We start from the raw sequence: 22,533 nt of genomic DNA on the forward strand, positions 1-22,533 counted from the left end.
AGCAAAGAGAAAGGTTCAAAAAATGAAAAAAGCACATCTGATTGTTTTCGCTCTCACCCTCGGAACCTCACTGCTCACGGTCTCCGCTCAAACCCGCCCCGGTCGCGGTGTGCGCATTCCCTCCCATGGCGCCGGCAATTCGGGTGGTAATACCAATAGTTCTCAAGGGCCCATGCAAGGTCCACCGCCATCACCCATCCTGATGGTTCTGGATGCGGACCACAATGGTATTATTAGCGCCAGCGAAATCATGGACGCTCCCGTTGCTCTGTTGAAATTGGACAAAAACGGGGATGGTCAATTGACTCCAGATGAATTACGTCCACCCCTTCCTCCTCAGAACGGACATCAAACGAATGCTCCTCAAGGCCTGCCGCCGCATGGTGGCGGACAGGGCATGCAGCCTCCGGTCCCATACCTTATGACTGTTTTGGATACAAATCATGACGGGGTGCTTTCGGCTGAGGAAATTGCCAACGCTCCTGCTGCGCTCGCTGAACTGGACACGAATGGTGACGCCCAACTCACGCATGACGAGTTCTGCCCGCCTCATCAGGCGCCGCCTGCCCAGCAATAATAGTCTTTTATCCCCACCCAAATGCGCCGCCGGCATCAGGCCGGCGGCTGCTGTCTTTCTGTTCTTTGGCAAATTTCGGGTTCTGGCAGTCTTGACTCTTTTCAACGAAATGAGAGCATAGAGGAGGATGAAATTCTTATTGGCAATTATCGGATTCGGCATCCTGTTCGTGCTTTGCTGGCCGCTGGCAGTGCTTCTCCTGGTGCTTCTGCCAATTGTCTGGCTGATTGCCTTGCCTTTCCGGATCTTCTTCATTCTCGTTGAAGCCATACTCACACTCCTGCGTGCAATTTTATTTCTCCCTGCACGCATGCTTGGCTGGAAACGGGTATAGGCTTCGTCTGCAATGGGATAATCCGCTACTTGCATCTCGTCTGGCCATGGCCGAGGATGGAATGGCGAAGGAGCCGATACCGACTATGCAACTTACAAAATCAACTATAGAAAACTGGCTTGTATCCTGGGATCAGATTTTTCCAAAAATATCCCTGGTCTGTGGATCGAGCGCTCTGGTTTTTGTGGCTGGAAATCTCCTCACTCAAGGCATGGCAGCCTCCCGGGTTTTCATCTGGCTTTTTGGCGCCGCTTGTTCTGCCGTCTTCATTTTTGCAGCCGCCTATGCCGTCCTTGCCGGCCTTTCCATTTATTTCGAGCGCCGCTGGCAGACCAGGCTTGGCGCAATCTGTGGCCTTTCGGCGGGACTGATTTTTGGAGTATTTTTAGCTTTTCTCGCCTTTGCTGGGCTGGTCGCCGTTTCCATTTCCTGAAAAAATAGCGGTGGGCCGGTTACGACAAAAAAGAAACGCGGCTCCAGTTTTCACTGAGGCCGCTTCGTTGTGACCGCCTGATCGTAAATGCCTAGCGATGTTTTCCCGTTGGTGCGAACTCCGCAAACCTTCCGTTGTCTATGCTTTTCGGCAGTGGCACATCGATTCCCAAGGCATCGCTCAAATCCATTTCATGGTCCTGCTCCTGAACAATGATCTCGCGTAAAATCTCACTCAACGCGAATTCTCCCATGGCTTCTGCCTGGCGTATGCGTTGACGGTATTGTGCCACCGTCTCGCGCTCATTTTCCAAATCCGCTTTCAGCATTTCCTGCGGATCATCAGACACTTTCACCGGCTTGGGCGTGACTCCCGGCATGCCGCCAAAATAATCAATCTGCTTCGAAATTTTCAGGGCATGCGCTAGTTCTTCTCCCGCATGTTTTTCCAATTCGCGGGCGATATCCATGTATTCCGCTCCCTTGAGGACCTGACTGTAGACGGTGTAGGCAATGATTGCCTGGTATTCACGCGCCAAATCCTCATTTAGCAGGTGCACCATTTGTTCACGTGAAATGTTCGATTCCTGTTTAGTTTCTTCCTTGGCCATAACTTCTGGTTTTGATTGGAATCCTGCTTCCGGTCGCAGGATTCCGTTTTCCTATGGATGGTCAGGCCTACTTCTACTCCGGATTCGGCACATGCTTACCTTAAGGCTGGGTGGGGAATCGCGGCCGTTCAGGAAGATCCTGCGCTTCTTCGGCTGCAGCCACAGCCACAGGTTGGCCAAACTCCTGGGTTTTTGCCTGTGCCGCCCGTGGTGCGTTGGATGCTGCTGCTCTAAGTTTAGGTGCTTCCTGATGCATTTTCCCCAGTGCCTGTTCCCACTCCCTGCGCATCGGTGCGATTCCGCCACAGCCGATGGAAATAATGGCTGAACCCACGACAACGGCCAGCGCAGCATAAAACAATCCATTTACTATGGCGGGTGCTATCCTCACTTGATTCAGTGCCATGAAGATACCCACGGTGACGATGGCTACCGAAGCCATGGTCGCCAAAGCCCGGCCATAGCTTAAACTGCCCAATGTGGCCTGTAATATCTCCTTCACGCCAGTAGCCACTGCTGCAGCGACAATCAAAATCGCCATCGCCGCAAAGAGCCTGGGCAAAAATGCGATGATCCCTGTGATGATGAGGCTGATTGGATTCGGCCCGAATACGCCAAACGCCAACTGCAGCACAAACAGAAATATGGTATAGAAGAGAATCGTGCTCACAACTTGGCTCGCAGTCCAATTTGCCCGCTCCATCGATCGTTTAATTCCGCCTCTTTCCACCCATCGGTCAAAACCCAGCCGACTCAATACTTTGTTTAAGACCTTGGCCGCAATCTTGGCTATAAAGTAACCCACAATCAAGATAACGGCGAACAGAAAGAGATTCGGTATGAAAGTCATGAAGCTCGTCCATGCCGATTCCAACCCGGTCCTCAAATTAACTCCTGCGTTGTTCATAATCTTTCCTTTCAGGCTGACAAAAGATGTTTCTTCCCACTTCCACTGACTCGCTTTTGAGTTTTAACAAATTGACCGGGTTGCCTTCCATGTGCCTTTACTTCTTTTGCAACCTAGCCCTAATAGGTGCCATCGCCATAGGGTGTACGCCCCAAACATTTCAAAAATAAAGTGACTTTAGCGTTTGCTGGCGGCTGGCTGTTTCCTCCGGTGCCAATCATTCCACAGCAAATTTGCCGGGCTTGCCTGGTCATCACCCAAAGACCGTCCCGGTCTATTCGACGTTGACGCACCCTCCCTCCTTCTTACATTATCGCGGAATCCGATTTATTTATGCCAGCACCAGACAAAGTTACCAATATCACGTCGCTCCAAACCGAGAATCGCGTTTTCAAACCGTCCAAAGAATTTTCCTCCCGCGCTCACGTCAAATCCCTGGCGCACTACCGCAAGCTTTACAACGAATCGATCAAGTCCCCTGATAAGTTCTGGGGCAAACAGGCCAGGGAAGAATTAGTCTGGTTCAAACCATGGAAAAAGGTGCTCCAATGGAAAGCTCCTTTCGCAAAATGGTTTGTCGGTGGCCAGTTGAATGTCAGCTATAACTGCCTCGACCGTCATCTCAACACTCCGACCGCCAATAAGGCAGCCTTGATTTGGGAGGGAGAACCAGCTGGAGCTGGTATCCCCGGTGAAGAACGCACATTGACCTACAAGCAACTTCACCACGAGGTCTGCAAGTTCGCGAATGTCCTGAAACGCAACGGCCTGAAAAAAGGTGACCGCGTCATTATTTATATGCCGATGGTTCCCGAGGCTGCCATCGCCATGCTCGCATGCACCCGTATTGGCGTCATTCACTCGGTCGTTTTCGGTGGCTTCAGCGCCCAGTCTGTGGCCGATCGAATCTTCGATTGCCAGGCCAGGTTGGTCATCACCACCGATGGTGGTTATCGTCGCGGAGCCGTGGTTCCCCTCAAAAAGAACGTCGACGAGGCTCTCACGATAAAGGATGCCCAGGGCAACTCTCTGACCAAAACCATTGAAAAGGTGATTGTCCATCGCCGTGCCAATAACGATGTCCGCATCGAAGAAGGGCGCGACGTCTGGTGGCACCGTGAAATGGAGCAGGTGGATGCCAATTGCCCGGCCGAAAAAATGGATAGCGAAGCGCCGCTGTTCATTCTTTATACCAGTGGTTCCACTGGCAAACCTAAAGGAATTCTTCATACGACCGGTGGCTATCTGCTCGGGGCAAAGCTCACCACCAAGTACATTTTCGATCTCCAGGAGACGGATGTTTATTGGTGCACCGCCGATATCGGCTGGGTTACCGGCCATAGCTATGTCGTCTATGGCCCTCTGGCTAATGGCGCCACCAGCTTCATGTACGAAGGGGCACCCAATCATCCTGAGCCAGACCGTTTTTGGCGGTTGATCGCCAAGTATGGCATCACTGTTCTCTATACTGCTCCCACCGCCATCCGCGCTTTCATGAAGTGGGGCGTGGAGTGGCCCAGGAAGCATGATTTGACCTCGTTGCGACTTCTGGGGTCGGTCGGCGAACCGATCAATCCCGAAGCCTGGATTTGGTATCACGAAGTTGTCGGTGGCAAGCGTTGCCCGATTGTCGATACCTGGTGGCAGACAGAAACCGGTAGCATCATGATTTCGCCACTCCCTGGTGCCACTCCAACCAAACCCGGCACGGCAACCCTTCCTTTCTTCGGAATTGTGCCTGAGATCGTCGATGATCAGGGAAAAACCTTGCCGAAAAACAGCGGCGGCAAACTCGTCATTCGCAAGCCATGGCCCAGCATGCTCCGCGGCATCTGGGGCGACATGCAACGCTACAAGGACACTTATTGGAGCGAGGTGCCTGGCAGTTATTTTACCGGCGATGGTTGCCGCACGGATAAAGACGGCTATTTCTGGATCGTTGGGCGCATTGATGATGTTCTCAACGTGGCCGGCCATCGAATCGGCACCGCTGAGGTTGAAAGTGCGCTGGTGAGCAACCAAAAAGTTGCCGAGGCCGCCGTGGTTGGCCGCCCCGACGATTTGAAAGGCCAGGCGCTCGTGGCCTTCGTTACGGTCAAGACTGGTGTGGTTGCCGACCAAAACCTGCGCGATGAACTGCGTAACCACGTGGGCAAGGAAATTGGGCCGGTGGCGAAACCTGATGATATTCGTTTCGCTGAAGCTTTGCCCAAGACCCGTTCTGGAAAGATTATGCGACGGCTGCTCAAACAAATCGCTTCCGGTGCGGAAATCAAGGGCGATACCACGACTTTGGAAGATCTCACAGTGCTCACAAAACTGGGCAGCAGTGAAGAATAATTGATGAAATCAACATTCTGGATTCGCAACCAGGTATTAACGATGCGAATCCTCGGCTTAACCTCCTTGGTGGTCGCACTCGGTTTTACTCAACCGGGTGCGGCTGCTGATAACCCCGCTTCATCCTTGAAAACCAACGATGCTAAAATTGACGAGGTAAAAGCCATCCTTCGCGAGGTCCCGCTCATTGATGGTCACAACGATGTCCCCTGGCAATATCGCAAGCTGACCAATGACGCGGACGACATCGACCTCCGGTCCGATACCAGCAAGCTCAAATCGCCCATGGTGACCGATATCCCACGTCTACGTGCCGGTGGAGTCGGGGGACAATTTTGGTCGGTTTATATTCCACCCATTCTGACCGGTTCCGTCGCGGTCCGCGCCGTTCTCGAGCAGATTGACGTCGTCCATCAAATGATGGCTCGTTATCCCGAAGCCTTCGAACTCGCACTCACCGCCGACGATGTCGAACGGATTCATAAAAAGGGAAAAATTGCCTCGCTGATTGGCATGGAGGGAGGTCATTCGATAGATGGCTCCCTGGCCATGTTGCGTATGACTTACGTGCTGGGTGCACGCTACATGACGCTCACTCACACAAAGAACGTTCCGTGGGCCGATTCAGCCAATGATGAACCAAGAAATCATGGCTTGAGTTCCTTTGGCGAGCAGGTCGTCCTTGAGATGAATCGGCTCGGAATGCTGGTCGATCTCTCCCACGTCTCGCCCGATACCATGCGTTCTGCCATCAAGATCTCCAAGGCCCCCGTTATTTTCTCTCACTCCTGCGCCCGCGCTTTGTGCGATGATCCACGGAACGTCCCGGATGACGTGTTAAAGATGGTTGCCACCAACAACGGCATCGTCATGGTCACTTTCTTTCCACAATTCCTAACCGAACCGGCGCGCAAACACGGTCTGGCTAAAAAAGATGAATGGACCCGACTGGCTAAAGTATTTCCGGATGATCCGGAGAAGCGTCGCGCTGAGATGAAAGTTTGGGATGCTGCTCATCCTGTTAATGAACCCGCCACATTAAAAGATGTCGCTGACCACATCGACCATGTGCGCAAAGTAGCTGGCATCGACCACGTTGGTGTAGGTGGAGATTATGAAGGCTTCGACGGTCCACCCGTGGGTATGGAGGATGTTTCGTGTTATCCCGCTCTCATGGCTGAATTGATGAACCGCGGGTACAGCCGGGAAGACATAAAGAAAGTGGCGGGGCAAAACTTGCTGCGCGTGCTGCGCCAGGCTGAACAAGTGGCTTCAAGATTGCAAGCCGGCGGCAAATAACCGGGCTTTATTCCGATTGCCGGCAATTAAAAACTGAGCGGAAATTGCGCGCATTAACTGCATTCAATTTCCGCTCACCGTTTTGGGGTGACCTGCTGAAATCTGCCTATAATCAAAAACAAACTCAATCCTCAGAACGGCCTCTGCGATTGATCAATACTCCGATCAACAGGCCAACACCGAAGGCAATGCCAATGGTTTGATAGGGATTTTCATGTATCTTCTGATCTGTCGCCTTTGCATAGGTGGCAACTCTTTCCTTGCCGACGTCCCACAGTTCGCTCAGCCGATTCTGTGCCTCTTCGCTGGCTTCACGCAGATTCTCCGTAACTTCTTCAGCTGATTTTTTCAGCTGCTCACTTTGTGATCTTGGTTCCATAGATTTTTCTTTCCAAGGTTTGCTGTTGCTGGTTTCAGGCATCCTCTTAATTGCAGTAAGATACGACCGTGGCCCTCAACTGCCATGGGGTATTGCCCTCAAACGCGACGAACTCTACAGCCAATCTTTGGCCGATTTTTAGACATCTGTATGATATCAAGCCCGCTGGCTGGCGCGAAAAACCTCCTCCAACACCTTTCAATTCACTTCAGTTCGCGTGAACCAAATCGCCATTTGATTCAGAGCCATTGCTTTTTTGGGCGGCTTTGTGTTAAACTGGGCGAGTGCGAAGTTTGAAAAAATTACAAATGTGCTTGCACAATGCAGCCACCATTTGTAGCTTTCTCGACCTTTGAGTGCACCCATAGCTCAATTGGATAGAGCATCTGACTACGGATCAGAAGGTTAAAGGTTCAACTCCTTTTGGGTGCACCACTTTCTTAAGGAAGCCTCTTACAGCAATCATTTGCGTCTTCTTCACGCATTTTGCGGGAACTTTTGTGATTTGTTCCTTCTATTCTCAGAACTGCATCACGCCTGATCTTAAATTATTTTCCAAGTTCGAACCGTTCTGCCAGCCCCATGTCTAAACAGCGCAGCAAGGTAATTGCCTTCTTGCCGCCAACCCTCAGAGTTGATTCAATCTGGCGATTACGGGTATGGAATGCGAATTGCTCTAGATTGACATTAAATATTTCATCGCTAGTGTGTTCGAATTTCCGTGAGTCAAGTCGAGAAGCTGAGAGGTAAATGTGGCAGAAAAAGACGATTATCTAGTAGATATTTTAACTGATCTGGGGTTTGTAACTGCCGAGCAGGTGGCCAGGGCTCGTGAAGAAGCGACGGCCGCCGGCGTCGGAGTGGTCGACTTTTTGGTCGCCAACAAACTGATTCGCTCCGCGGATGTCACCCAGGCCAAAGCCGCACACTTCGGCGCTGAGGTGGTTCCATTGGGTGATCTGCAACTCGCCGATGACGTCATTTCCCTCGTCCGCCGCGACGTCGCCAAAAAGTATCGTGTGGTGCCGATATCCAAGTTTGGCAACACCGTTACCATAGCTCTCGCCGATCCATCGGATCTGGATACCATCGATAGCCTGCACCATATCCTGCGCGCTGAAATTGAATACAAGGTTGCCAGCGAAGAGGAGATCGAATTTTCTCTCAACAAATATTATGGCGGTCGTGCCATGATGGGAGAAAACTCCCAGCTCGAAAAGACCATCCTGGAGCTGACCCAGTCCGAGGTTGCCATTCCAACCGGCGGTGCTGGCGGCGACGACACGGTTCTCGAAGCGGATGCCCCGATTATCAAGCTGGTCAATACGCTGATCGTTGAAGCTTTCAAATTGCGGGCTTCCGATATCCACCTGGAACCACTCTCCAAAACCTTCCGCGTTCGTTACCGAATTGACGGTGTGTTGCAGGAAATGAAGAGTCCGCCCAAGCGTCTTCAGCCTTCCATCATCAGCCGCCTCAAAATTCAGTCGAACATGTCCATCGCGGAAAAACGCATTCCGCAGGACGGACGCATCCAGACGCAAGTTGGCGGCAAGACCATCGATTTGCGCGTATCCTGCCTCCCCACAAACCATGGCGAAAGCATCGTCATGCGTATTTTGGACAAGGAAGGATTGCGCCTCGGCTTGCCGGAGCTGGGTTTCTTCACTGATGACCAACAGACCTTCGAACGATTGATTGGTTTGCCCGACGGTATTTTGCTCGTTACCGGCCCCACCGGTTCCGGTAAGACCACCACGCTTTATTCCTGTCTCCACTTTATTAACCGGCCCGACCGTAAAATCATTACGGTCGAAGACCCTGTTGAATATCAATTGGCTGGCATCAACCAGGTGCAGGTGAACGAACTGGTGGGGCTTACTTTCTCCGCCGCCTTGCGTTCAATGCTGCGTCAGGCGCCGAACGTGATCATGCTGGGGGAAATTCGAGATATCGAAACGGCCACCATCGCCATCAACGCCTCCCTCACCGGTCACTTGGTGTTCTCCACGCTCCACACCAATGATGCTCCCGGTGCCGTGACTCGTTTGATCGATATCGGCGTAAAGCCCTTCCTGGTTGCTTCTTCAACCCGCGCCTTGATGGCCCAACGTCTGGTTCGAAAGATTTGCCGCCAATGCGCAGCTCCCTACACTCCGACCGATGCCGAACTCCGCTCCCTGGGTGTCGATCCTGGCAGCGTGAAGGACGCCACCTTTATGAAGGGCAAGGGCTGCAGTAATTGTTCCAAGACGGGTTATCGGGGTCGCTTCGGCGTATTCGAGGTGTTTGTGATCGATGACGAAGCCCGCAAGTTGATCTATGAACGTGTTCCCTCTTCCGTGCTGCGCATTCGCGCCCGTGAAATGGGTATGCGCACACTGCGCGAGGACGGCATCCGGAAGGTGCTGGCTGGATTGACCACTACGGAAGAGGTGGTCCGCGCGACGGTGGGGGACGTGGATTGAAGCAGCTCATTTCAATCACTCCTGCTGATGACGAATCTACTTTATCATTTTGGGATAAGTTTTTAACCTTTTGTAATAATCTGAATCGAAATTAGAAATTCGCGTATGTCGTATCAAATGTCCGATTTGCTGCAGTTGATGGTCTCCGAAGGGTCGTCTGACCTGCACATTCGCGTAGGTCTGCCTCCCGTCATCCGGGTGCACGGAATTCTACATCGCGTGGAAGGCCCCATACTGGCTCCGGAAGACTCCGAAGAATTGATGCGCAGTATCACCTCGGACGATCATATCCAGCATGTCCGGGAACGCGGTGGTTCGGATTTCGGCTTTGCTTTCGGTGAGTTGGCCCGTTTCCGCGTTAGTGTATTCAAGGAAAAGGGTAACTTCGGCATGGTCTTGCGCCAGATCCCGAACAAATTGCTGCCGCTCGATACCATCGGATTGCCTCCGTCCGTCCGCGAACTTCTCTACAAGCCCCGTGGTCTGGTCCTGGTAACCGGCCCTACCGGCTCCGGCAAAAGCACGACGCTGGCTTCAATGATCAACGTGATCAACGAGGAGCGCGAGGAAGCTCACATCATAACGATCGAGGACCCGATCGAATTCTATCACAAGCACAAGAAAGCGGTCATCACGCAACGTGAAATTCACGTTGACGTGCCCAGTTTCGCCGAGGCTTTGCGCCGCGCCTTGCGTCAGGACCCTGATGTGATTCTGGTCGGTGAAATGCGCGACCTTGAAACGATTGATGCCGCCATCACGGCTGCGGAAACGGGTCACTTGGTGTTCGGCACCCTCCACACCACCGGCGCAGCCAAGACGATTGATCGTATCGTGAACGCCTTCCCCACCAACCAGCAGGAACAGATTCGTATTCAGCTTTCAACGGTGTTGCAGGCGGTCATTTCCCAGTTGCTTATCCCGCGTATCGACAAGCCGGGTCGCGTGGCCATCTTCGAAATCATGGTCAACACGCCTTCCATTGCCGCGCTGATCCGTGATAATAAAACCTTCCGTTTAAATTCCGACATTCAAACGGGCGCCAAGTTCGGCATGGTAACGCTGGATAGTTGCTTGTTGGAGGCTTACATGGCTGGCAAGATTGCCCGTGAAGAAGTAATTCAGAAGTCCCAGGACCCGATCACCATCCAGTCGAAATTGCAGGAATTGGAACTGGCGCAGGCCATGAACGTGGAAACGTCGAAGAAGAATTGAGCGTGCTATGTCAGACATTATTTCTGATCCTTTGCTGTCGTTGATCAAGGAACAAAACCTGATCGACGACTTGCAGTACGAAGAAGTCGAGGGGGAACTGGGCCGCAGTGGCAAACCTGTGATTCAGATCCTGCAGGACTTGGGCATCATGGACATCGCCACAATCCTGCAACTCGAAGCGGATGCGCTCAGTACGGAAGTCGTTTCCCTGCGCGATCGGGAATTGACCAAGGACATCCTGGCGGCAGTTCCTGCTTCCACAGCCCGCATGTACCGTTGCATTCCGGTCGGCGTCTTCGGCAATACCGTCCAGATCGCCCCGATGGAGCCGCTCGATCCCCGTCATATTGATGAACTGGGTTTCGTTGTCAAAAGAGACATCCAGGTGGTGGTGGCTGATCCCGCTGACATCGAAAAAGCCATTGAAAAGAGTTATGGCACGGAAGAGGAAAGTTTCTCGGATATTCTGAAGGAAATCGGCGATGACAAGGGAATCGCCAGCGAGGTTGCCGCAGTCGAAGGTGCCAATAGTGATACCGTTTTGGCGGATCTTGCAAATGAAGTTCCCATTGTTCGCTTCGTAAATTTGATTTTATTCCAGGCTGTTCAGGATCGTGCGAGTGATATTCATTTCGAGCCGTTTGAAACGGAATTCCGCATTCGGTATCGCGTGGATGGTGCGCTCTACGAAATGGCCCCTCCGCCCAAGCACCTGGCTTTGCCCGTCACCTCGCGTATCAAGGTCATGGCGAACCTGAACATCTCAGAACGCCGCCTCCCGCAGGACGGACGTATCAGCCTGAATCTCGGAAATCGCGTCATCGATCTGCGCGTATCCACTCTCCCAACTCAATTTGGCGAATCTGTGGTGTTGCGTGTTCTCGATCGGAACTCGGTCAATCTCGATATCAATGCGCTCGGTTTTCCCCGCAACATCCACGAGTACGTTGTCGAAGCGATTAATCGTCCGAACGGCATCTTCGTCGTCACTGGGCCCACTGGTTCCGGCAAAACGACCACGCTTTATTCCTGCCTGCGCACGGTTAATACCATCGATTCCAAGTTGCTGACCGCGGAGGATCCGGTGGAGTTTGACATCGAAGGCATCATGCAGGTGGCTATCAACGAAGCTTCCGGACTGACTTTCAGTAAAGTGTTGCGCTCGTTCCTGCGTCAAGATCCCGACATCATCATGGTGGGAGAAATGCGCGATCTGGAAACCGCCCAGATTTCCATTCAAGCCTCCCTTACTGGTCACTTGGTTTTGAGCACGCTCCATACGAACGATGCTCCCGGCGCCGTCACACGTCTCGTGGACATGGGCGTGGAACCGTTCCTGATTTCCTCCACCTTGATGGGGGTGTTGGCTCAACGCCTGGTGCGTACGGTTTGCAAGAACTGCCGCACACCGTTCGAGCCGACCGAAAATCAGCTGAATCTTTTGAACCTGTCCCCACACGACCTGGGTGATAAAATGTTCTACTACGGCCGCGGTTGTTCCACTTGTAATGATACCGGTTACAAAGGCCGAAAAGGTATTTATGAATTGCTGGTGGTGAGCGAGCCGATTCGTGCGCTCATCAACGAACGCGCACCAACTGTGGTGGTCCGTCAAAAGGCCGTCGAACTGGGAATGATAACGTTGCGGGAGGATGGCCTGCGCGGTATATTCGACGGCAACACAACCATCGAAGAAGTGGTGAAATACACCTAAACGCAGGTTTCTTATGCCAAAATTCAGTTATGTAGCGATGGACTCCCGCGGCAAGGAGACCAAAGGCACCCTGGACGTCGCCACTCAGAACGAAGCCATTACGCGCGTCAAGGAGATGGGCTTTTTCCCCACCAAGATTGTCGAAGTCGACAAGGAGAAACCCGACAAAGCTTCCAAGGATAAAAAGAAGGCTGCCGTTGCGAAAGGCAAAGGCAAGGGGAAGGGGATGAATGCCAATATCAGCATTAAAATCCCCGGTCTGAGCGGTCGCGTTAAATCCAAGGTCCTTACCACTTTCACCCGTCAGTTGGCCACGCTCGTCGATGCCGGTTTGCCTTTGCTCCGCGGTCTGCGGGTCTTGGAAAAGCAGGAAAAAAATCCCACGTTGCGCGGCATCATCGGAGATCTGGGCGCATCCATTGAAGGTGGCAGCACCTTCTCTGAAGGCCTGGCGCAACATCCCAAAGTTTTCAATCGTCTCTACATAAACATGGTTAAAGCCGGCGAACTGGGCGGTGTGCTCGAAGTCGTCTTGAACCGCTTGGCCGAGTTCATGGAAAAGGCCCAGAAGATCAAAGGCAAGGTCATCGCAGCCATGTTCTATCCCGTCGCCGTTTTGGTGGTCGCGGTGGTCATCATGGCGATATTGATGGTTTACGTCATTCCGCAATTCGAAACTGTTTTCGCCGGCATGTTGGAAGGCGCACAACTCCCGGCCTTCACCCGCTTGGTTCTCGGCATTTCCCGCGCCATCAAGGATCACTTCCTCGTAACTTTGGGCGGTATCATCGCCGTCATAATCATCTTCATGCTCACCATCCGCACCAAACCGGGTCGTCGTGTGTGGGATAAATTTAAGCTCAAAATGCCGGTTGTCGGTCCGGTCATCAGCAAGGTCGCCATCGCGCGCTTCACCCGTACCCTCGGTACTCTGGTCAGCAGCGGTGTGCCGATTCTGCAGGCGCTGAACATCGTCAAGGAAACCGCCGGCAACGTCATTGTTGCGAACGCCGTTATGGCCGTGCACGAAAGTGTGAAGGAAGGCGAAACCATCACCGCACCGCTCGAAGCATCCCGTGTATTCCCGCCCATGGTTATCAGCATGGTGGACGTCGGCGAACAAACCGGTGCTTTGCCGGAAATGTTGCTCAAAATTGCCGACAATTACGACGAAGAAGTTGATAACGCAGTTTCCGCCATGACCTCACTGCTTGAACCGATCATGATCGTCTTCCTGGCTGTGGTCGTTGGCAGTATCGTTATCGCCATGTTCCTGCCGCTGATTGCCCTGATGAACGGCATCGATTCCACCGACAAAAAGAGTGGCGACTAAACCAATCTAAACACATCAAAGCCACTGGGACGTTCCTGGTGGCTTTTTTTAATAATAACCAATAATCCCTGTTGACAAACATAATCGCCATGTGTAAATACAATGTAAACACATTGCATGGGCTTTACACATACAATTAACTCAATATGGAGTTTGATTGGAATAATTTGCCCTTCAATTTGGATGGTTCTTTGACACGGCAGGAGATAGAGGAATCCTTCGAGGATCCTTTCGCAGTAAAGTTACTGCCCGATACACCACGTTTCGCGGTGCAGGCACGTTTTTTTAATCTCGGTATGTCTGCCGGCGGAGTGGGGATTTTCAGCGTATATCGCACGAATGGGAAGTTGATCCGGATCATTTTCGCCCGGACGATGGAGGCTGAAGAGAGGTTTTTTTATCAGCGTAAATTGGAACAAACTCTGGCGCATTGAATGGCGAACCAATTTAACGTTGATGACGAGGTGGCGGCCAAGTAATTCTTTATGAATTCGTTTGCCAATTGGGAAGACGTGCCGATCTTCGACAGCGAGGCGGCTGAGGCGGATTACTGGGCGGATTATCGCCCGGACCTGCGTCTCATGGAGTCTGCCATCTCAGGCAACAGCGAGTCGTCGGAATCGGTGACCATCACCCTCCGCATCGACCCGCGGATGCTGGCGAGGATCAAGCGGCTGGCCCGGTCCAGGTATCTGAATTATCAGAGCATGATCAAACAATGGTTGAGCGAGCGAATGGAACAAGAATTGCGTGAACGATAACTTATAGCATTAATGAAACTTTACCCTCAACGCCGCCTCTCCTCATTTGCCGGGTTCACCCTCATCGAACTCCTGGTGGTCATGGCTATCATTGCCATCTTGGCTGCCTTGCTCATCCCGGCAACCGGGATTGTGAGCAAGGCTAAAATCCAATCCCGCGCGCGTGGACAAATTTCCGAGTTGGTTACAGCCATTGATCGTTACCAGGCCAAAAAGGGCTTTTATCCTCCTGACAACAAGCTCAACAAGCCGGGCAACAATCAACTCGTTTATGAGCTTTGGGGCGCGCTTAGTACCACCGCTGCTGGTGTGCCTGCATTCACGATCGATTTTGGCCAGGGCGAAACCATTAGGAGCGTTCCCACTTTGACCACATTTTTCGGCACGCCCGGAATAATGAATTCGTCTGCTGAAAAGAAGGAAATCGATAATTTTATTGAAAAAATAAAGATGGAGAAGGTGAAAAATATCAACAACGACCCGAACGAACCAGTCTGGGTTTTCTTCTCGCCTTCCAAGGGACCTAATGATGTTCCGGATATAAATAATTCGCTCATCAACCTAATTAATTACGTTTCCTCCAGTCCCAAGCACAATCCCAATACATACGACTTGTGGATTGATGTAATTATCGGTGGAAAGACCAATCGTATCAGCAATTGGAGCAATGAACCGGAACGAGGTGTTGGTCCTTACTAATCGAGCCATGGCCAAATTTCAACCATCATCAAAACCTATGACGCGACTGCCAATTCGCTGGTTTGATTCCGCCTGGAATCCCCGCATTCTTGATAAGAAGCTCCAGCCCGATCTTCGGTTCTGGAGCGAACGCCTTTCCGCGCATAATGACTCTCCATCCACTATTTATCCAATCGGAACCAGTCCCCAACTTGTTAACCATCCTATGAAACATTCGCCCAAATGCGGCCGCAGATTCTCGCGCGCATTCACGTTGATCGAACTGCTGGTGGTCATTTCCATTATTGCCATCCTTGCCGGCCTTTTGCTGCCGGCTCTCGTGGCCGCCAAGAATGCCGCCAAGAAAAGGGCGGCTATGGCGGAAATGAAGAATCTGGAAGCAGCCATCAACCAGTACGAAAGCACCTATGGACGTTATCCAGGCAAGGCTTCCTCTATTGGCGATACGACCTATGGCCTGACGAATTATCCGGGGACAATTCCTCTCAATTCTCCCGGAACGGTTCCTACTAATTCCGACGTTATCCTTGCTGTCATGGATTATGATGGGGGCTCAAATACAAACCATGCAACAAATCCTCAACGGCACACTTTCTTCTCACCTGCCAAGATGGTCACGGAGACGAACATGCCTGGTTTCAGCACCACGGATTTTCAACTACGCGATCCCTGGGGGCATCCCTACATCATCACCATTGATTATGATGCTGATGGCTACTCGAAGGATGCATTCTACACTCTTCCTGTCGTTTCTCAAACTGCCGATGCTACCAAAGGGTTGGATGCAATGGTTCGGATTGGGACGCCTCCTTCAACAGGCTATTACCTCAAAGCTCCCGTTATGATCTGGTCGATGGGGCTGGATGGAAAAGCCGACCCGACGAAGCCGGCCAACCAAGAGGTGAACAAGGACAACATTCTGAGCTGGCAATAAACTTAGTTCATATGAAGTGCTCGAATATCAAACTTAACTGCGAAACCAGGCCAATGCTGCTTGGCCAGCGTTCCGCCACGTTTTCGGGCACTGCACAGGAGGGAGCTGCGGCCTTTACCGTGATCGAATTGCTCGTAGTGATTTCGATCATGCTGTTGCTCGCGGTGATTGCTGTCCCGGTCATGAGCGGCTTTGGCAAATCGAACGCCATCGCTGCGGCGGACCGCCAATTGTTGGATGATCTGTCCCTCGCACGTGCCCGTGCTATTGCTGAACATACAACGGTTTATGTGGTGTTCGTTCCAACGAACATGAACAACTCGACGTTCACCATGCCAACGGACCCCTTTCAGCTAGCCATGATTAGCAACGTCTACGGAGGCCAGTATACCACCTACGCGCTGCTCTCCCTGCGCACAGTGGGGGATCAACCTGGCCGGCCAACAGCGCGCTACCTGACTGCCTGGCGGACGCTGCCCAGTGGCGTTTTTATTGCCACCAACAAATTCAATCCAACCTTAACCTTGCCTCCTCCGCCTTTGCCGCAGATACCGCCCTTTCACCACGATATTCTTTTTCCTTTCCCGATCATTTCCACCAACAACCCTCCTAACAATACCAATTTATTGCCTTACGTGGCATTCGACTATTTGGGCCGGTTGGCGTTGGGGAACCCAGCAGTCGCCGCCACCTCTGACGAATACATTCCTTTGTCGCGCGGCGCCGTTTTCACCGTTCGCGATGCCAGCGGACGATTTGATATCACCAAAACCCCCGAGGCAAAGGAGACTCCGATCGGCAATTCCATCAACATTTCCAACGTGGTTCATATCGATGCCTTGACCGGACGGGCACGCATCGAGAAACAGGAGCTTCAATGAAGTTGTTAAGAAAATCTTTGAGGATGCAATCGGGCAGGGGAGCGCAGGCGGCGTTCACGATGATTGAAATCGCCCTCTCCCTCGCGGTCATCGGCTTTGCCCTCGTGGCCATCATCGGCGTTCTTCCTACTGGCATGTCCGTGCAAAAGGACAACCGTGAAGACACCGTCATCAGCATGGACGCCACCTACCTGATGGAGGCACTCCGCTCCGGTGCCCGTGGTCCCGATCTTCTCACAAACCATATTGTTTGTATCACGAATTATTCTTATTTTTATTCCGGCCCAAGCAACCTTCCTTTAACCACCAACATTAACTGGTTCACAACTTCAAATTACTATATCGATCTGGTTCCTTATGGAGGTTCCTATCTCACTAATAGCTCCAATGTGATCGGGTTGATTAGCATCCCAAAATACTTTTTCGATCTAAACACCAATAGCTTTAGAAGCAACTTTACCACGGCCGATTTCCGTGCCATGAGCAGTCCCTTGATTGACCAGGGTACAAACCAGTCTTCTCGCGACTTCGCGTTCACTTACCGTCTCTTTCCTCAAATCATTCCGTATAGTCAGCATGATTCTGAATGGACGAACTTTAGTAGCGCATCTTTAACTCCTGTTCAGGTAACTAACCGACAGGTTGCCTTTGCTGAGACTATTAATCTAAGAAACAACCTGCACGAAATGCGATTGCGTTTCGAATGGCCGGTGTTGCCAGTTCGCAATGGAGATACCGGAAATAAACGGCAGGTTTTTCGCACCTTGGCAAGCGGATCATTACTCCATACAAATGAAGGTAAAGCTGGAACCACGGAATTGTGGTTTATCCAACCTCAGGCCTATTCCACCAACCAAATCCAATGAAGTTCTCCTCACAAGACAAACAGGTTGCGGGATCGATTGGGCGTGGTACCAAGGCCAGGCTGCTCCGTGCTTTCTCGCTGGTGGAAATGCTCGTGGTGGTCGTGTTGCTCGCCGTCATCATTCTTGGATTGGTTGCCATGTTCGACCAGGTACGGAAAGCATTTACCAGCAGTGTTACGCAGGTGGATAGGCTCGAAGGCGGTCGAATGGTCATGGATCTGGTCACCCGCGAAGTGGAGGAGATGGCTCCCTACCATGCGTCGAATGTCATGAACTTCTATGCGACCTATGATGGCAATACCCCAATCCTGGTGCAGCCATTGACCGATCCTAAAGACAAAGGGACCAACGTTCTGGAGAGCTTCTATTTTCTCTCCAGCTACAATCATCAATGGACCGGTGTTGGTTTTATGGTGAACTCCCCCGAGATCGTAACCGGCATTCCCATCGGTGCGCTATATACCACCAATTTTCTCTTCCCCACGCTGGTTACTGTTGATCCCAGAAATACGGTCACCAACGGCCTGAATCTGTTTACCACCAATTTTCCACATCCTTTCTACACCAACTTTCATCGGTTGGTGGATGGTGTTGTTCATTTCCGCGTCCTTGCCTACGATGCGCGCGGTCGTTTGCTGAATACGAATTACAACAATAATACGCAGATTAACACAAACTTTTACGTCTATTCGGATTCACCCCGTTCCGACAGGACGACCTACAATTTCTGGTCCAATGCAGTTCCTGCCTATCTCGACGTTGAGTTGGGCGTCTTGGAAGATCGCACTTTGCAAAAACTGCGGGGATTGACCAACAATCCAACCGCTGCGAATAACTTTCTTAACATTCATGCCGCGCAGGTTCACCTGTTCCGGCAACGCATTGCCATCCGTAACGCAGATCCCCAGGCTTACAAATGAAACGTCGTTCTGAACAAGGTGTAGCGCTGGTTGTTACCCTGATTTTGCTGTCGGTGATTACCTTCATGGCCGTGGCCTTCCTCGCCATCAGCCGCCACGAACGCGAAGGTGTGATCAATCGTTCCCATCAAAATGATTCCGTCTTTGCTGCCGATGCTGCCATTGAGCATATAAAGGCAAAGCTCGTCAGCGAGATGCTGGTGAACAACAACGGATTTAACGTCGGTCTGCTTGTTTCGACGAACTTTATTAATACCAACGGATTCGTTAGAGGGTTGGCCAGCTTCACGAATGTAAATTATGATATTCGAAATACCGGCCAACCATTGACTCAAAATGATTTCCTGCAGAACGTGGCCAATCTTTTGATCCTCCCGCGTCCTCCGGTTTTTGTAAGCACCAATCAAGCACAGCGCAACGGACAACTGGCCTCGGAATTTCGTTTCTATTTGGATTTCAACCGGAATGGCGTTTACGACACCAACGGTTGGGTGACTCCTTACTATGGTCTCGTCCCGCCGAAGATTAATCCCCGCGCTCCCTTTTTCGCCATCGGCGACCCCGAATGGATCGGCATCCTCGATCGCCCCGAGTTGCCGCACTCCCGCAGTAATCAATTCGTCGCCCGCTACGCCTTCATCGCACTCCCCATGGGCAGTGCGATGGATATTAACTACCTTCACAATGTGGCGAAATATTATACGGGCACCGGCCAACCCTATGAAGGTTTCCGGCGCGATCAAGGTGTCGGCACTTGGGAAATCAATGTCGGGGCATTTCTCTTTGCATTAAATCCCACCGTGTGGGGCGCGGGAGGATCAACGTATGCTTACGATCCAATAGGCAACGCGCAGACCGTTGGATTAGGTTTCCAGGATGCTGCCGACATCCTGGCCTACCGGTTCAATAATAATTGGAACAACCCGCTTACCTTCGCGCAGATGTATCCGGGCGCGACTCCGAGTACTCTGTTTCAACTCGACCATGCGGATGGTTATTCGTTAGGTCTGTTGGCCACGAACGCGGCCAACTTCACCGTTCAGGATCCTGATTTTAATCGGACCACTACAAGATGGAGCGGTTCCGACAATACCAACTGGTTTTTTACCCCGCAGGACTTCTTCAAAGTCGGCAGCGGTGCCAACTCCTTTTCCGGACGACTGGCCTCTATCGGCTTGCCCAGCCCTACCACCGACACCACCAATCAATACACCTTTTACAATCTGCTCCAACAATTAGGCGTCGATTCCATGCCCGAGTCAGGGAAAATCAACGTCAATTATGAGAACTTGAACGGCAGGAATGCCACCAATTTTCAAAACTGGGCTCCGGTAGAATTCTTTACAAACGCTGCGAATGCCATGCTCTCCACCTTGAGCAGCGAACCCGGTTATACCAATCTTTCGACATCTTATATTCCGCTCTATCCAACCAATGGTTATACTCCGGCTGTGCATCGCATGTTGCAGCTCGCTGCCAATATTTACGATGCCACCACCAGTCGTGAATTTAGATCTGGCAGTTCCGGCTATCCTTATTTTCCGTCAGTCTTCAAACCAATTCTCGGAGTGACCAATGGGAATGAGATTTATATTAAAAACTATGTCGAGGTAGCAACTCAGTTGAATGGTTATACCAACAATTTCTATGACTTGAGCGATCTTAGCGCAACAAATTTGAGCGCCTTGAAAAGTGCAATTAGCGCCAATCCCACTAATGTGAATGTTTATGGAATTCCATGGGTGATCGGGGCAAAGAAAGGTTTCCCGAACTTCAATGAGTTCTCAATGGGCAATGTGATGCAGCTCACGAGAAGAATTCAAATCAAGAAGGACAATCAGACTGACCCTGTTAATAAGTGGCATTACCGCACGCAATATGCAGTTGGAATTTCAAATGTCGTTGGAGTGGAAATGTGGAACTCTTATTCAAACGCCTATCCTCGTGATGTGAAAATCATAGTTAATAATGATTTAACCATGTGGCTGACGAATGATTTGGGCGTCATGAGATATACCACTAATAAGCTCTCGCTCACCGGAAGCGCGCAACTTGGCCCGAACATTTGGCTAGGAGCGACCAATCTTAACTATGCAAGAGCTTTCAGCATCCCTCTATCCACGAATTATGTTTTCGTTCCGGATTCTATTCTTCACTACAATCCATTGGGTTTGCAGGCAAATGCGAGCGCTCCCAGCGAGAATTCAGACTTTGAAGAAAACACGGGTGTTAGCTCACAAAACTGGGGATTAAACGTCACGAACCGCTTGCGTGTTATGATGATTGATAGTCAGAGCGGCAGGTTACTCGACTTTGTGGAACTCAGTGGCTTGGACGACCACCAAAACATCATGCAGGATTTGCAAAACCCTTTACAAGCCGGAGATCCTCAAGCAAGCGCTTCAGTCTGGGATTCGAAGACGGCTTCGCTTGTTCCACAAATTACTCAGGGCATGTGGAATCAAATCCAAATTTCCTTGGGAAGCCAGGTCTCGAGCTCAGAGTGGGTCAAATACATGATCAACACTCCCAACGAGTTTGCCAAAGCGGCGGAAATCGCGAATTTTCAGTTATTCTATACAGGAGCAACTAATCTGTTAAAAATGCAGACCCCTTTTGTTCCGACTGGTCAACTTTTATCCTATAATTCCTGGCAAGCAAACGATCCGTTGGTTCATTTTACTTCTTGGGATCTGGGAAACACTAATCTGCTTACAAGAATTAAACTTGGAACACCTCTTTATTCGACCAACATTGTGAAGAATATTGGTTTGCTTAACGATCGATATAGCCCTTGGGGAGGTAATCCTAATAAGGCGAGTGATAAGCATCCTTTTGACTTGGCCTACAAAGATCCCCTAGTTGCGAGATCGGACAATTGGCAATTTCCCACTAATAGATTTCCAAGTGTCGGTTGGTTGGGACGTGTTCATCGTGGAACGCCATGGCAAACGATCTACCTCAAATCACCGAGCATCGCTACGAATCAGTTTGACGATTGGGAAAAATGGACAGGCAATCGATATAAAAACCAGATTGTCGTCAAAACTGGCATTCCCGATGCGCCGCTGACGCATCCTACCAACGATTGGAAAATCGTTGGTTTGTTTACCGCTGCACCAAACGACAATGCCGCTCGCGGTCAGCTCTCCATCAATCAAAGTAATGCCCCTTCCTGGTATGCCATGCTTGGCGGTGCCATTGCTCTTTCCAACAGTACACCCGACATCGACTTGGATACCGTTTCGCCGCAACCTGCCAAGTATACTCCGTTCGTGATTGATCCGATTAAAAATAACCTGGCTATCTCGAATATTCTTGTAGCAATCAATGACGTCCGTCGCACAAACTATTTGGGAGGAGTCTTTACCAATCTTGGAAACATTCTGGCAGTTCCGGAATTATCGACGAACTCACCATTTTTAAATCGTAGTTCTGACGTGCAGGTTCAGAAGGCCCTGAGTGATTCAGTTTATGAAGCAATTCCACAGCAGATTTTGGGACTTCTCAAAGTGGGACAGCCGCAATACGTGATCTATGCCTATGGCCAATCCTTGAAACCTGCAGACCGTTCGCTCTATCAAGGTAGTGGGCCGTATTTCGGCCTCTGCACAAATTATACCGTGACTGGAGAATCTTTAATCCGTGCCGTGATCCATGTGGAGAACCCTCCGGTGCCCGGACAGACACAATTGGCCCAACCACGTGTGGTTGTGGATCAGTACAATGTGCTGCCGCCAGACTGATAAAAGAGATTGGAATACTCTCCAAAATGGGATAGTATGTTCGAATGGCCAAAAGAGACGTGTGTTGTGCTGCGGGTGGATTTAATCCTGTAGTGGCCGGTTGATTTGTAGTAAATC

Annotated in this window: 20 protein-coding genes and 1 tRNA gene; 18 read left to right on the top strand and 3 right to left on the bottom strand. The window is 51.1% G+C overall.

The annotated features are described in order from the left end of the window. Positions 1 to 22: 22 nt before the first annotated feature. The 3 genes from CFLAV_RS35660 to CFLAV_RS20745 all read left to right on the top strand — a co-directional run bounded on the left by CFLAV_RS35660 (position 23) and on the right by CFLAV_RS20745 (position 1,344). Positions 23 to 577, top strand: a complete 555-nt coding sequence (locus CFLAV_RS35660; protein WP_007416788.1) for an EF-hand domain-containing protein — start codon at positions 23 to 25, stop codon at positions 575 to 577. Between the two features lie 127 nt (positions 578 to 704). Next, on the top strand, positions 705 to 911 hold the full coding sequence (locus tag CFLAV_RS20740) for a hypothetical protein (protein ID WP_007416789.1): 207 nt from the start codon (positions 705 to 707) through the stop codon (positions 909 to 911). Beyond that, positions 862 to 1,344 carry a hypothetical protein gene (locus tag CFLAV_RS20745; RefSeq protein WP_237712432.1) on the top strand — a complete coding sequence of 161 codons (483 nt, stop codon included), beginning with the start codon at positions 862 to 864 and terminating at the stop codon, positions 1,342 to 1,344. The genes CFLAV_RS20740 and CFLAV_RS20745 overlap by 50 nt, the downstream gene beginning before the upstream one ends. A 91-nt stretch (positions 1,345 to 1,435) precedes the next feature. Here the strand turns inward: CFLAV_RS20745 and CFLAV_RS20750 are convergent, their stop codons facing one another. Next, positions 1,436 to 1,954 (bottom strand): ferritin-like domain-containing protein, encoded by a 519-nt coding sequence (locus tag CFLAV_RS20750; RefSeq protein WP_007416791.1) that lies wholly within the window; start codon positions 1,952 to 1,954, stop codon positions 1,436 to 1,438. A gap of 100 nt (positions 1,955 to 2,054) precedes the next feature. After that, entirely contained in the window at positions 2,055 to 2,861 is an 807-nt protein-coding gene (locus CFLAV_RS20755) for a mechanosensitive ion channel family protein (RefSeq protein WP_007416792.1), read from the bottom strand. A gap of 333 nt (positions 2,862 to 3,194) precedes the next feature. Between CFLAV_RS20755 and acs the strand changes: the two genes are divergently transcribed. After that, complete coding sequence (acs, locus tag CFLAV_RS20760) at positions 3,195 to 5,201, top strand: acetate--CoA ligase (RefSeq protein WP_007416793.1); 2,007 nt, start codon at positions 3,195 to 3,197, stop codon at positions 5,199 to 5,201. A 3-nt stretch (positions 5,202 to 5,204) separates the two neighbouring features. Next, the gene (locus tag CFLAV_RS20765; protein ID WP_007416794.1) at positions 5,205 to 6,500 is read left to right on the top strand and encodes a dipeptidase; all 1,296 of its coding nucleotides are present in this window, start codon (positions 5,205 to 5,207) and stop codon (positions 6,498 to 6,500) included. A 124-nt stretch (positions 6,501 to 6,624) separates the two neighbouring features. Here CFLAV_RS20765 and CFLAV_RS20770 read toward each other — a convergent pair whose 3' ends face one another. After that, on the bottom strand, positions 6,625 to 6,921 hold the full coding sequence (locus tag CFLAV_RS20770) for an ElaB/YgaM/YqjD family protein (RefSeq protein WP_007416795.1): 297 nt from the start codon (positions 6,919 to 6,921) through the stop codon (positions 6,625 to 6,627). A 316-nt stretch (positions 6,922 to 7,237) separates the two neighbouring features. On the opposite strand from CFLAV_RS20770, the gene CFLAV_RS20775 reads away from it, so the two are divergent. The 13 genes from CFLAV_RS20775 to CFLAV_RS20835 all read left to right on the top strand — a co-directional run bounded on the left by CFLAV_RS20775 (position 7,238) and on the right by CFLAV_RS20835 (position 22,416). Then, positions 7,238 to 7,314 (top strand) — tRNA-Arg (locus CFLAV_RS20775). Positions 7,315 to 7,631: 317 nt separating this feature from the next. Beyond that, a complete protein-coding gene (locus CFLAV_RS20780; protein WP_007416796.1) occupies positions 7,632 to 9,347 on the top strand; it encodes a GspE/PulE family protein in 1,716 nt (571 codons plus the stop codon). Positions 9,348 to 9,452: 105 nt separating this feature from the next. Then, positions 9,453 to 10,562: a type IV pilus twitching motility protein PilT gene (locus tag CFLAV_RS20785; protein WP_007416797.1), complete on the top strand. Its 1,110-nt coding sequence runs from the start codon at positions 9,453 to 9,455 to the stop codon at positions 10,560 to 10,562. A gap of 7 nt (positions 10,563 to 10,569) precedes the next feature. After that, the gene (locus CFLAV_RS20790) at positions 10,570 to 12,276 is read left to right on the top strand and encodes a GspE/PulE family protein (RefSeq protein ID WP_007416798.1); all 1,707 of its coding nucleotides are present in this window, start codon (positions 10,570 to 10,572) and stop codon (positions 12,274 to 12,276) included. Between the two features lie 13 nt (positions 12,277 to 12,289). After that, positions 12,290 to 13,609 carry a type II secretion system F family protein gene (locus tag CFLAV_RS20795; RefSeq protein ID WP_007416799.1) on the top strand — a complete coding sequence of 440 codons (1,320 nt, stop codon included), beginning with the start codon at positions 12,290 to 12,292 and terminating at the stop codon, positions 13,607 to 13,609. A 146-nt stretch (positions 13,610 to 13,755) separates the two neighbouring features. After that, on the top strand, positions 13,756 to 14,043 hold the full coding sequence (locus CFLAV_RS20800; protein WP_007416800.1) for a BrnT family toxin: 288 nt from the start codon (positions 13,756 to 13,758) through the stop codon (positions 14,041 to 14,043). 51 nt (positions 14,044 to 14,094) lie between these two features. Further along, complete coding sequence (locus tag CFLAV_RS20805; RefSeq protein WP_007416801.1) at positions 14,095 to 14,370, top strand: CopG family antitoxin; 276 nt, start codon at positions 14,095 to 14,097, stop codon at positions 14,368 to 14,370. A gap of 12 nt (positions 14,371 to 14,382) precedes the next feature. Then, positions 14,383 to 15,069: a type II secretion system protein gene (locus tag CFLAV_RS36580; RefSeq protein ID WP_007416802.1), complete on the top strand. Its 687-nt coding sequence runs from the start codon at positions 14,383 to 14,385 to the stop codon at positions 15,067 to 15,069. 37 nt (positions 15,070 to 15,106) lie between these two features. Then, positions 15,107 to 16,003, top strand: a complete 897-nt coding sequence (locus tag CFLAV_RS36585; protein ID WP_050785898.1) for a type II secretion system protein — start codon at positions 15,107 to 15,109, stop codon at positions 16,001 to 16,003. A gap of 11 nt (positions 16,004 to 16,014) precedes the next feature. Further along, positions 16,015 to 16,884, top strand: a complete 870-nt coding sequence (locus tag CFLAV_RS20820) for a pilus assembly FimT family protein (RefSeq protein WP_007416804.1) — start codon at positions 16,015 to 16,017, stop codon at positions 16,882 to 16,884. Continuing rightward, a complete protein-coding gene (locus tag CFLAV_RS20825) occupies positions 16,881 to 17,750 on the top strand; it encodes a type IV pilus modification PilV family protein (protein WP_007416805.1) in 870 nt (289 codons plus the stop codon). Before CFLAV_RS20820 ends, CFLAV_RS20825 begins: the two co-directional genes overlap by 4 nt. Continuing rightward, positions 17,747 to 18,670, top strand: a complete 924-nt coding sequence (locus CFLAV_RS20830) for a prepilin-type N-terminal cleavage/methylation domain-containing protein (RefSeq protein WP_007416806.1) — start codon at positions 17,747 to 17,749, stop codon at positions 18,668 to 18,670. Before CFLAV_RS20825 ends, CFLAV_RS20830 begins: the two co-directional genes overlap by 4 nt. Next, positions 18,667 to 22,416 carry a hypothetical protein gene (locus tag CFLAV_RS20835; protein WP_007416807.1) on the top strand — a complete coding sequence of 1,250 codons (3,750 nt, stop codon included), beginning with the start codon at positions 18,667 to 18,669 and terminating at the stop codon, positions 22,414 to 22,416. The genes CFLAV_RS20830 and CFLAV_RS20835 overlap by 4 nt, the downstream gene beginning before the upstream one ends. The last annotated feature ends 117 nt before the right edge of the window (positions 22,417 to 22,533 follow it).

The sequence above is a fragment of the Pedosphaera parvula Ellin514 genome (genome assembly GCF_000172555.1).
Taxonomy (GTDB): Bacteria; Verrucomicrobiota; Verrucomicrobiia; order Limisphaerales; family Pedosphaeraceae; genus Pedosphaera.

Bases quoted from the DNA above. Each gene is read 5' to 3' on its own strand.
- CFLAV_RS35660 (WP_007416788.1), top strand. From the start codon at position 23: ATGAAAAAAGCACATCTGATTGTTTTCGCTCTCACCCTCGGAACCTCA.
- CFLAV_RS20740 (WP_007416789.1), top strand. From the start codon at position 705: ATGAAATTCTTATTGGCAATTATCGGATTCGGCATCCTGTTCGTGCTT.
- CFLAV_RS20750 (WP_007416791.1), bottom strand. From the start codon at position 1,954: ATGGCCAAGGAAGAAACTAAACAGGAATCGAACATTTCACGTGAACAA.
- CFLAV_RS20755 (WP_007416792.1), bottom strand. From the start codon at position 2,861: ATGAACAACGCAGGAGTTAATTTGAGGACCGGGTTGGAATCGGCATGG.
- acs (WP_007416793.1), top strand. From the start codon at position 3,195: ATGCCAGCACCAGACAAAGTTACCAATATCACGTCGCTCCAAACCGAG.
- CFLAV_RS20765 (WP_007416794.1), top strand. From the start codon at position 5,205: ATGAAATCAACATTCTGGATTCGCAACCAGGTATTAACGATGCGAATC.
- CFLAV_RS20770 (WP_007416795.1), bottom strand. From the start codon at position 6,921: ATGCCTGAAACCAGCAACAGCAAACCTTGGAAAGAAAAATCTATGGAA.
- CFLAV_RS20785 (WP_007416797.1), top strand. From the start codon at position 9,453: ATGTCGTATCAAATGTCCGATTTGCTGCAGTTGATGGTCTCCGAAGGG.
- CFLAV_RS20790 (WP_007416798.1), top strand. From the start codon at position 10,570: ATGTCAGACATTATTTCTGATCCTTTGCTGTCGTTGATCAAGGAACAA.
- CFLAV_RS20795 (WP_007416799.1), top strand. From the start codon at position 12,290: ATGCCAAAATTCAGTTATGTAGCGATGGACTCCCGCGGCAAGGAGACC.
- CFLAV_RS20800 (WP_007416800.1), top strand. From the start codon at position 13,756: ATGGAGTTTGATTGGAATAATTTGCCCTTCAATTTGGATGGTTCTTTG.
- CFLAV_RS20805 (WP_007416801.1), top strand. From the start codon at position 14,095: ATGAATTCGTTTGCCAATTGGGAAGACGTGCCGATCTTCGACAGCGAG.
- CFLAV_RS36580 (WP_007416802.1), top strand. From the start codon at position 14,383: ATGAAACTTTACCCTCAACGCCGCCTCTCCTCATTTGCCGGGTTCACC.
- CFLAV_RS36585 (WP_050785898.1), top strand. From the start codon at position 15,107: ATGACGCGACTGCCAATTCGCTGGTTTGATTCCGCCTGGAATCCCCGC.
- CFLAV_RS20820 (WP_007416804.1), top strand. From the start codon at position 16,015: ATGAAGTGCTCGAATATCAAACTTAACTGCGAAACCAGGCCAATGCTG.
- CFLAV_RS20825 (WP_007416805.1), top strand. From the start codon at position 16,881: ATGAAGTTGTTAAGAAAATCTTTGAGGATGCAATCGGGCAGGGGAGCG.
- CFLAV_RS20830 (WP_007416806.1), top strand. From the start codon at position 17,747: ATGAAGTTCTCCTCACAAGACAAACAGGTTGCGGGATCGATTGGGCGT.
- CFLAV_RS20835 (WP_007416807.1), top strand. From the start codon at position 18,667: ATGAAACGTCGTTCTGAACAAGGTGTAGCGCTGGTTGTTACCCTGATT.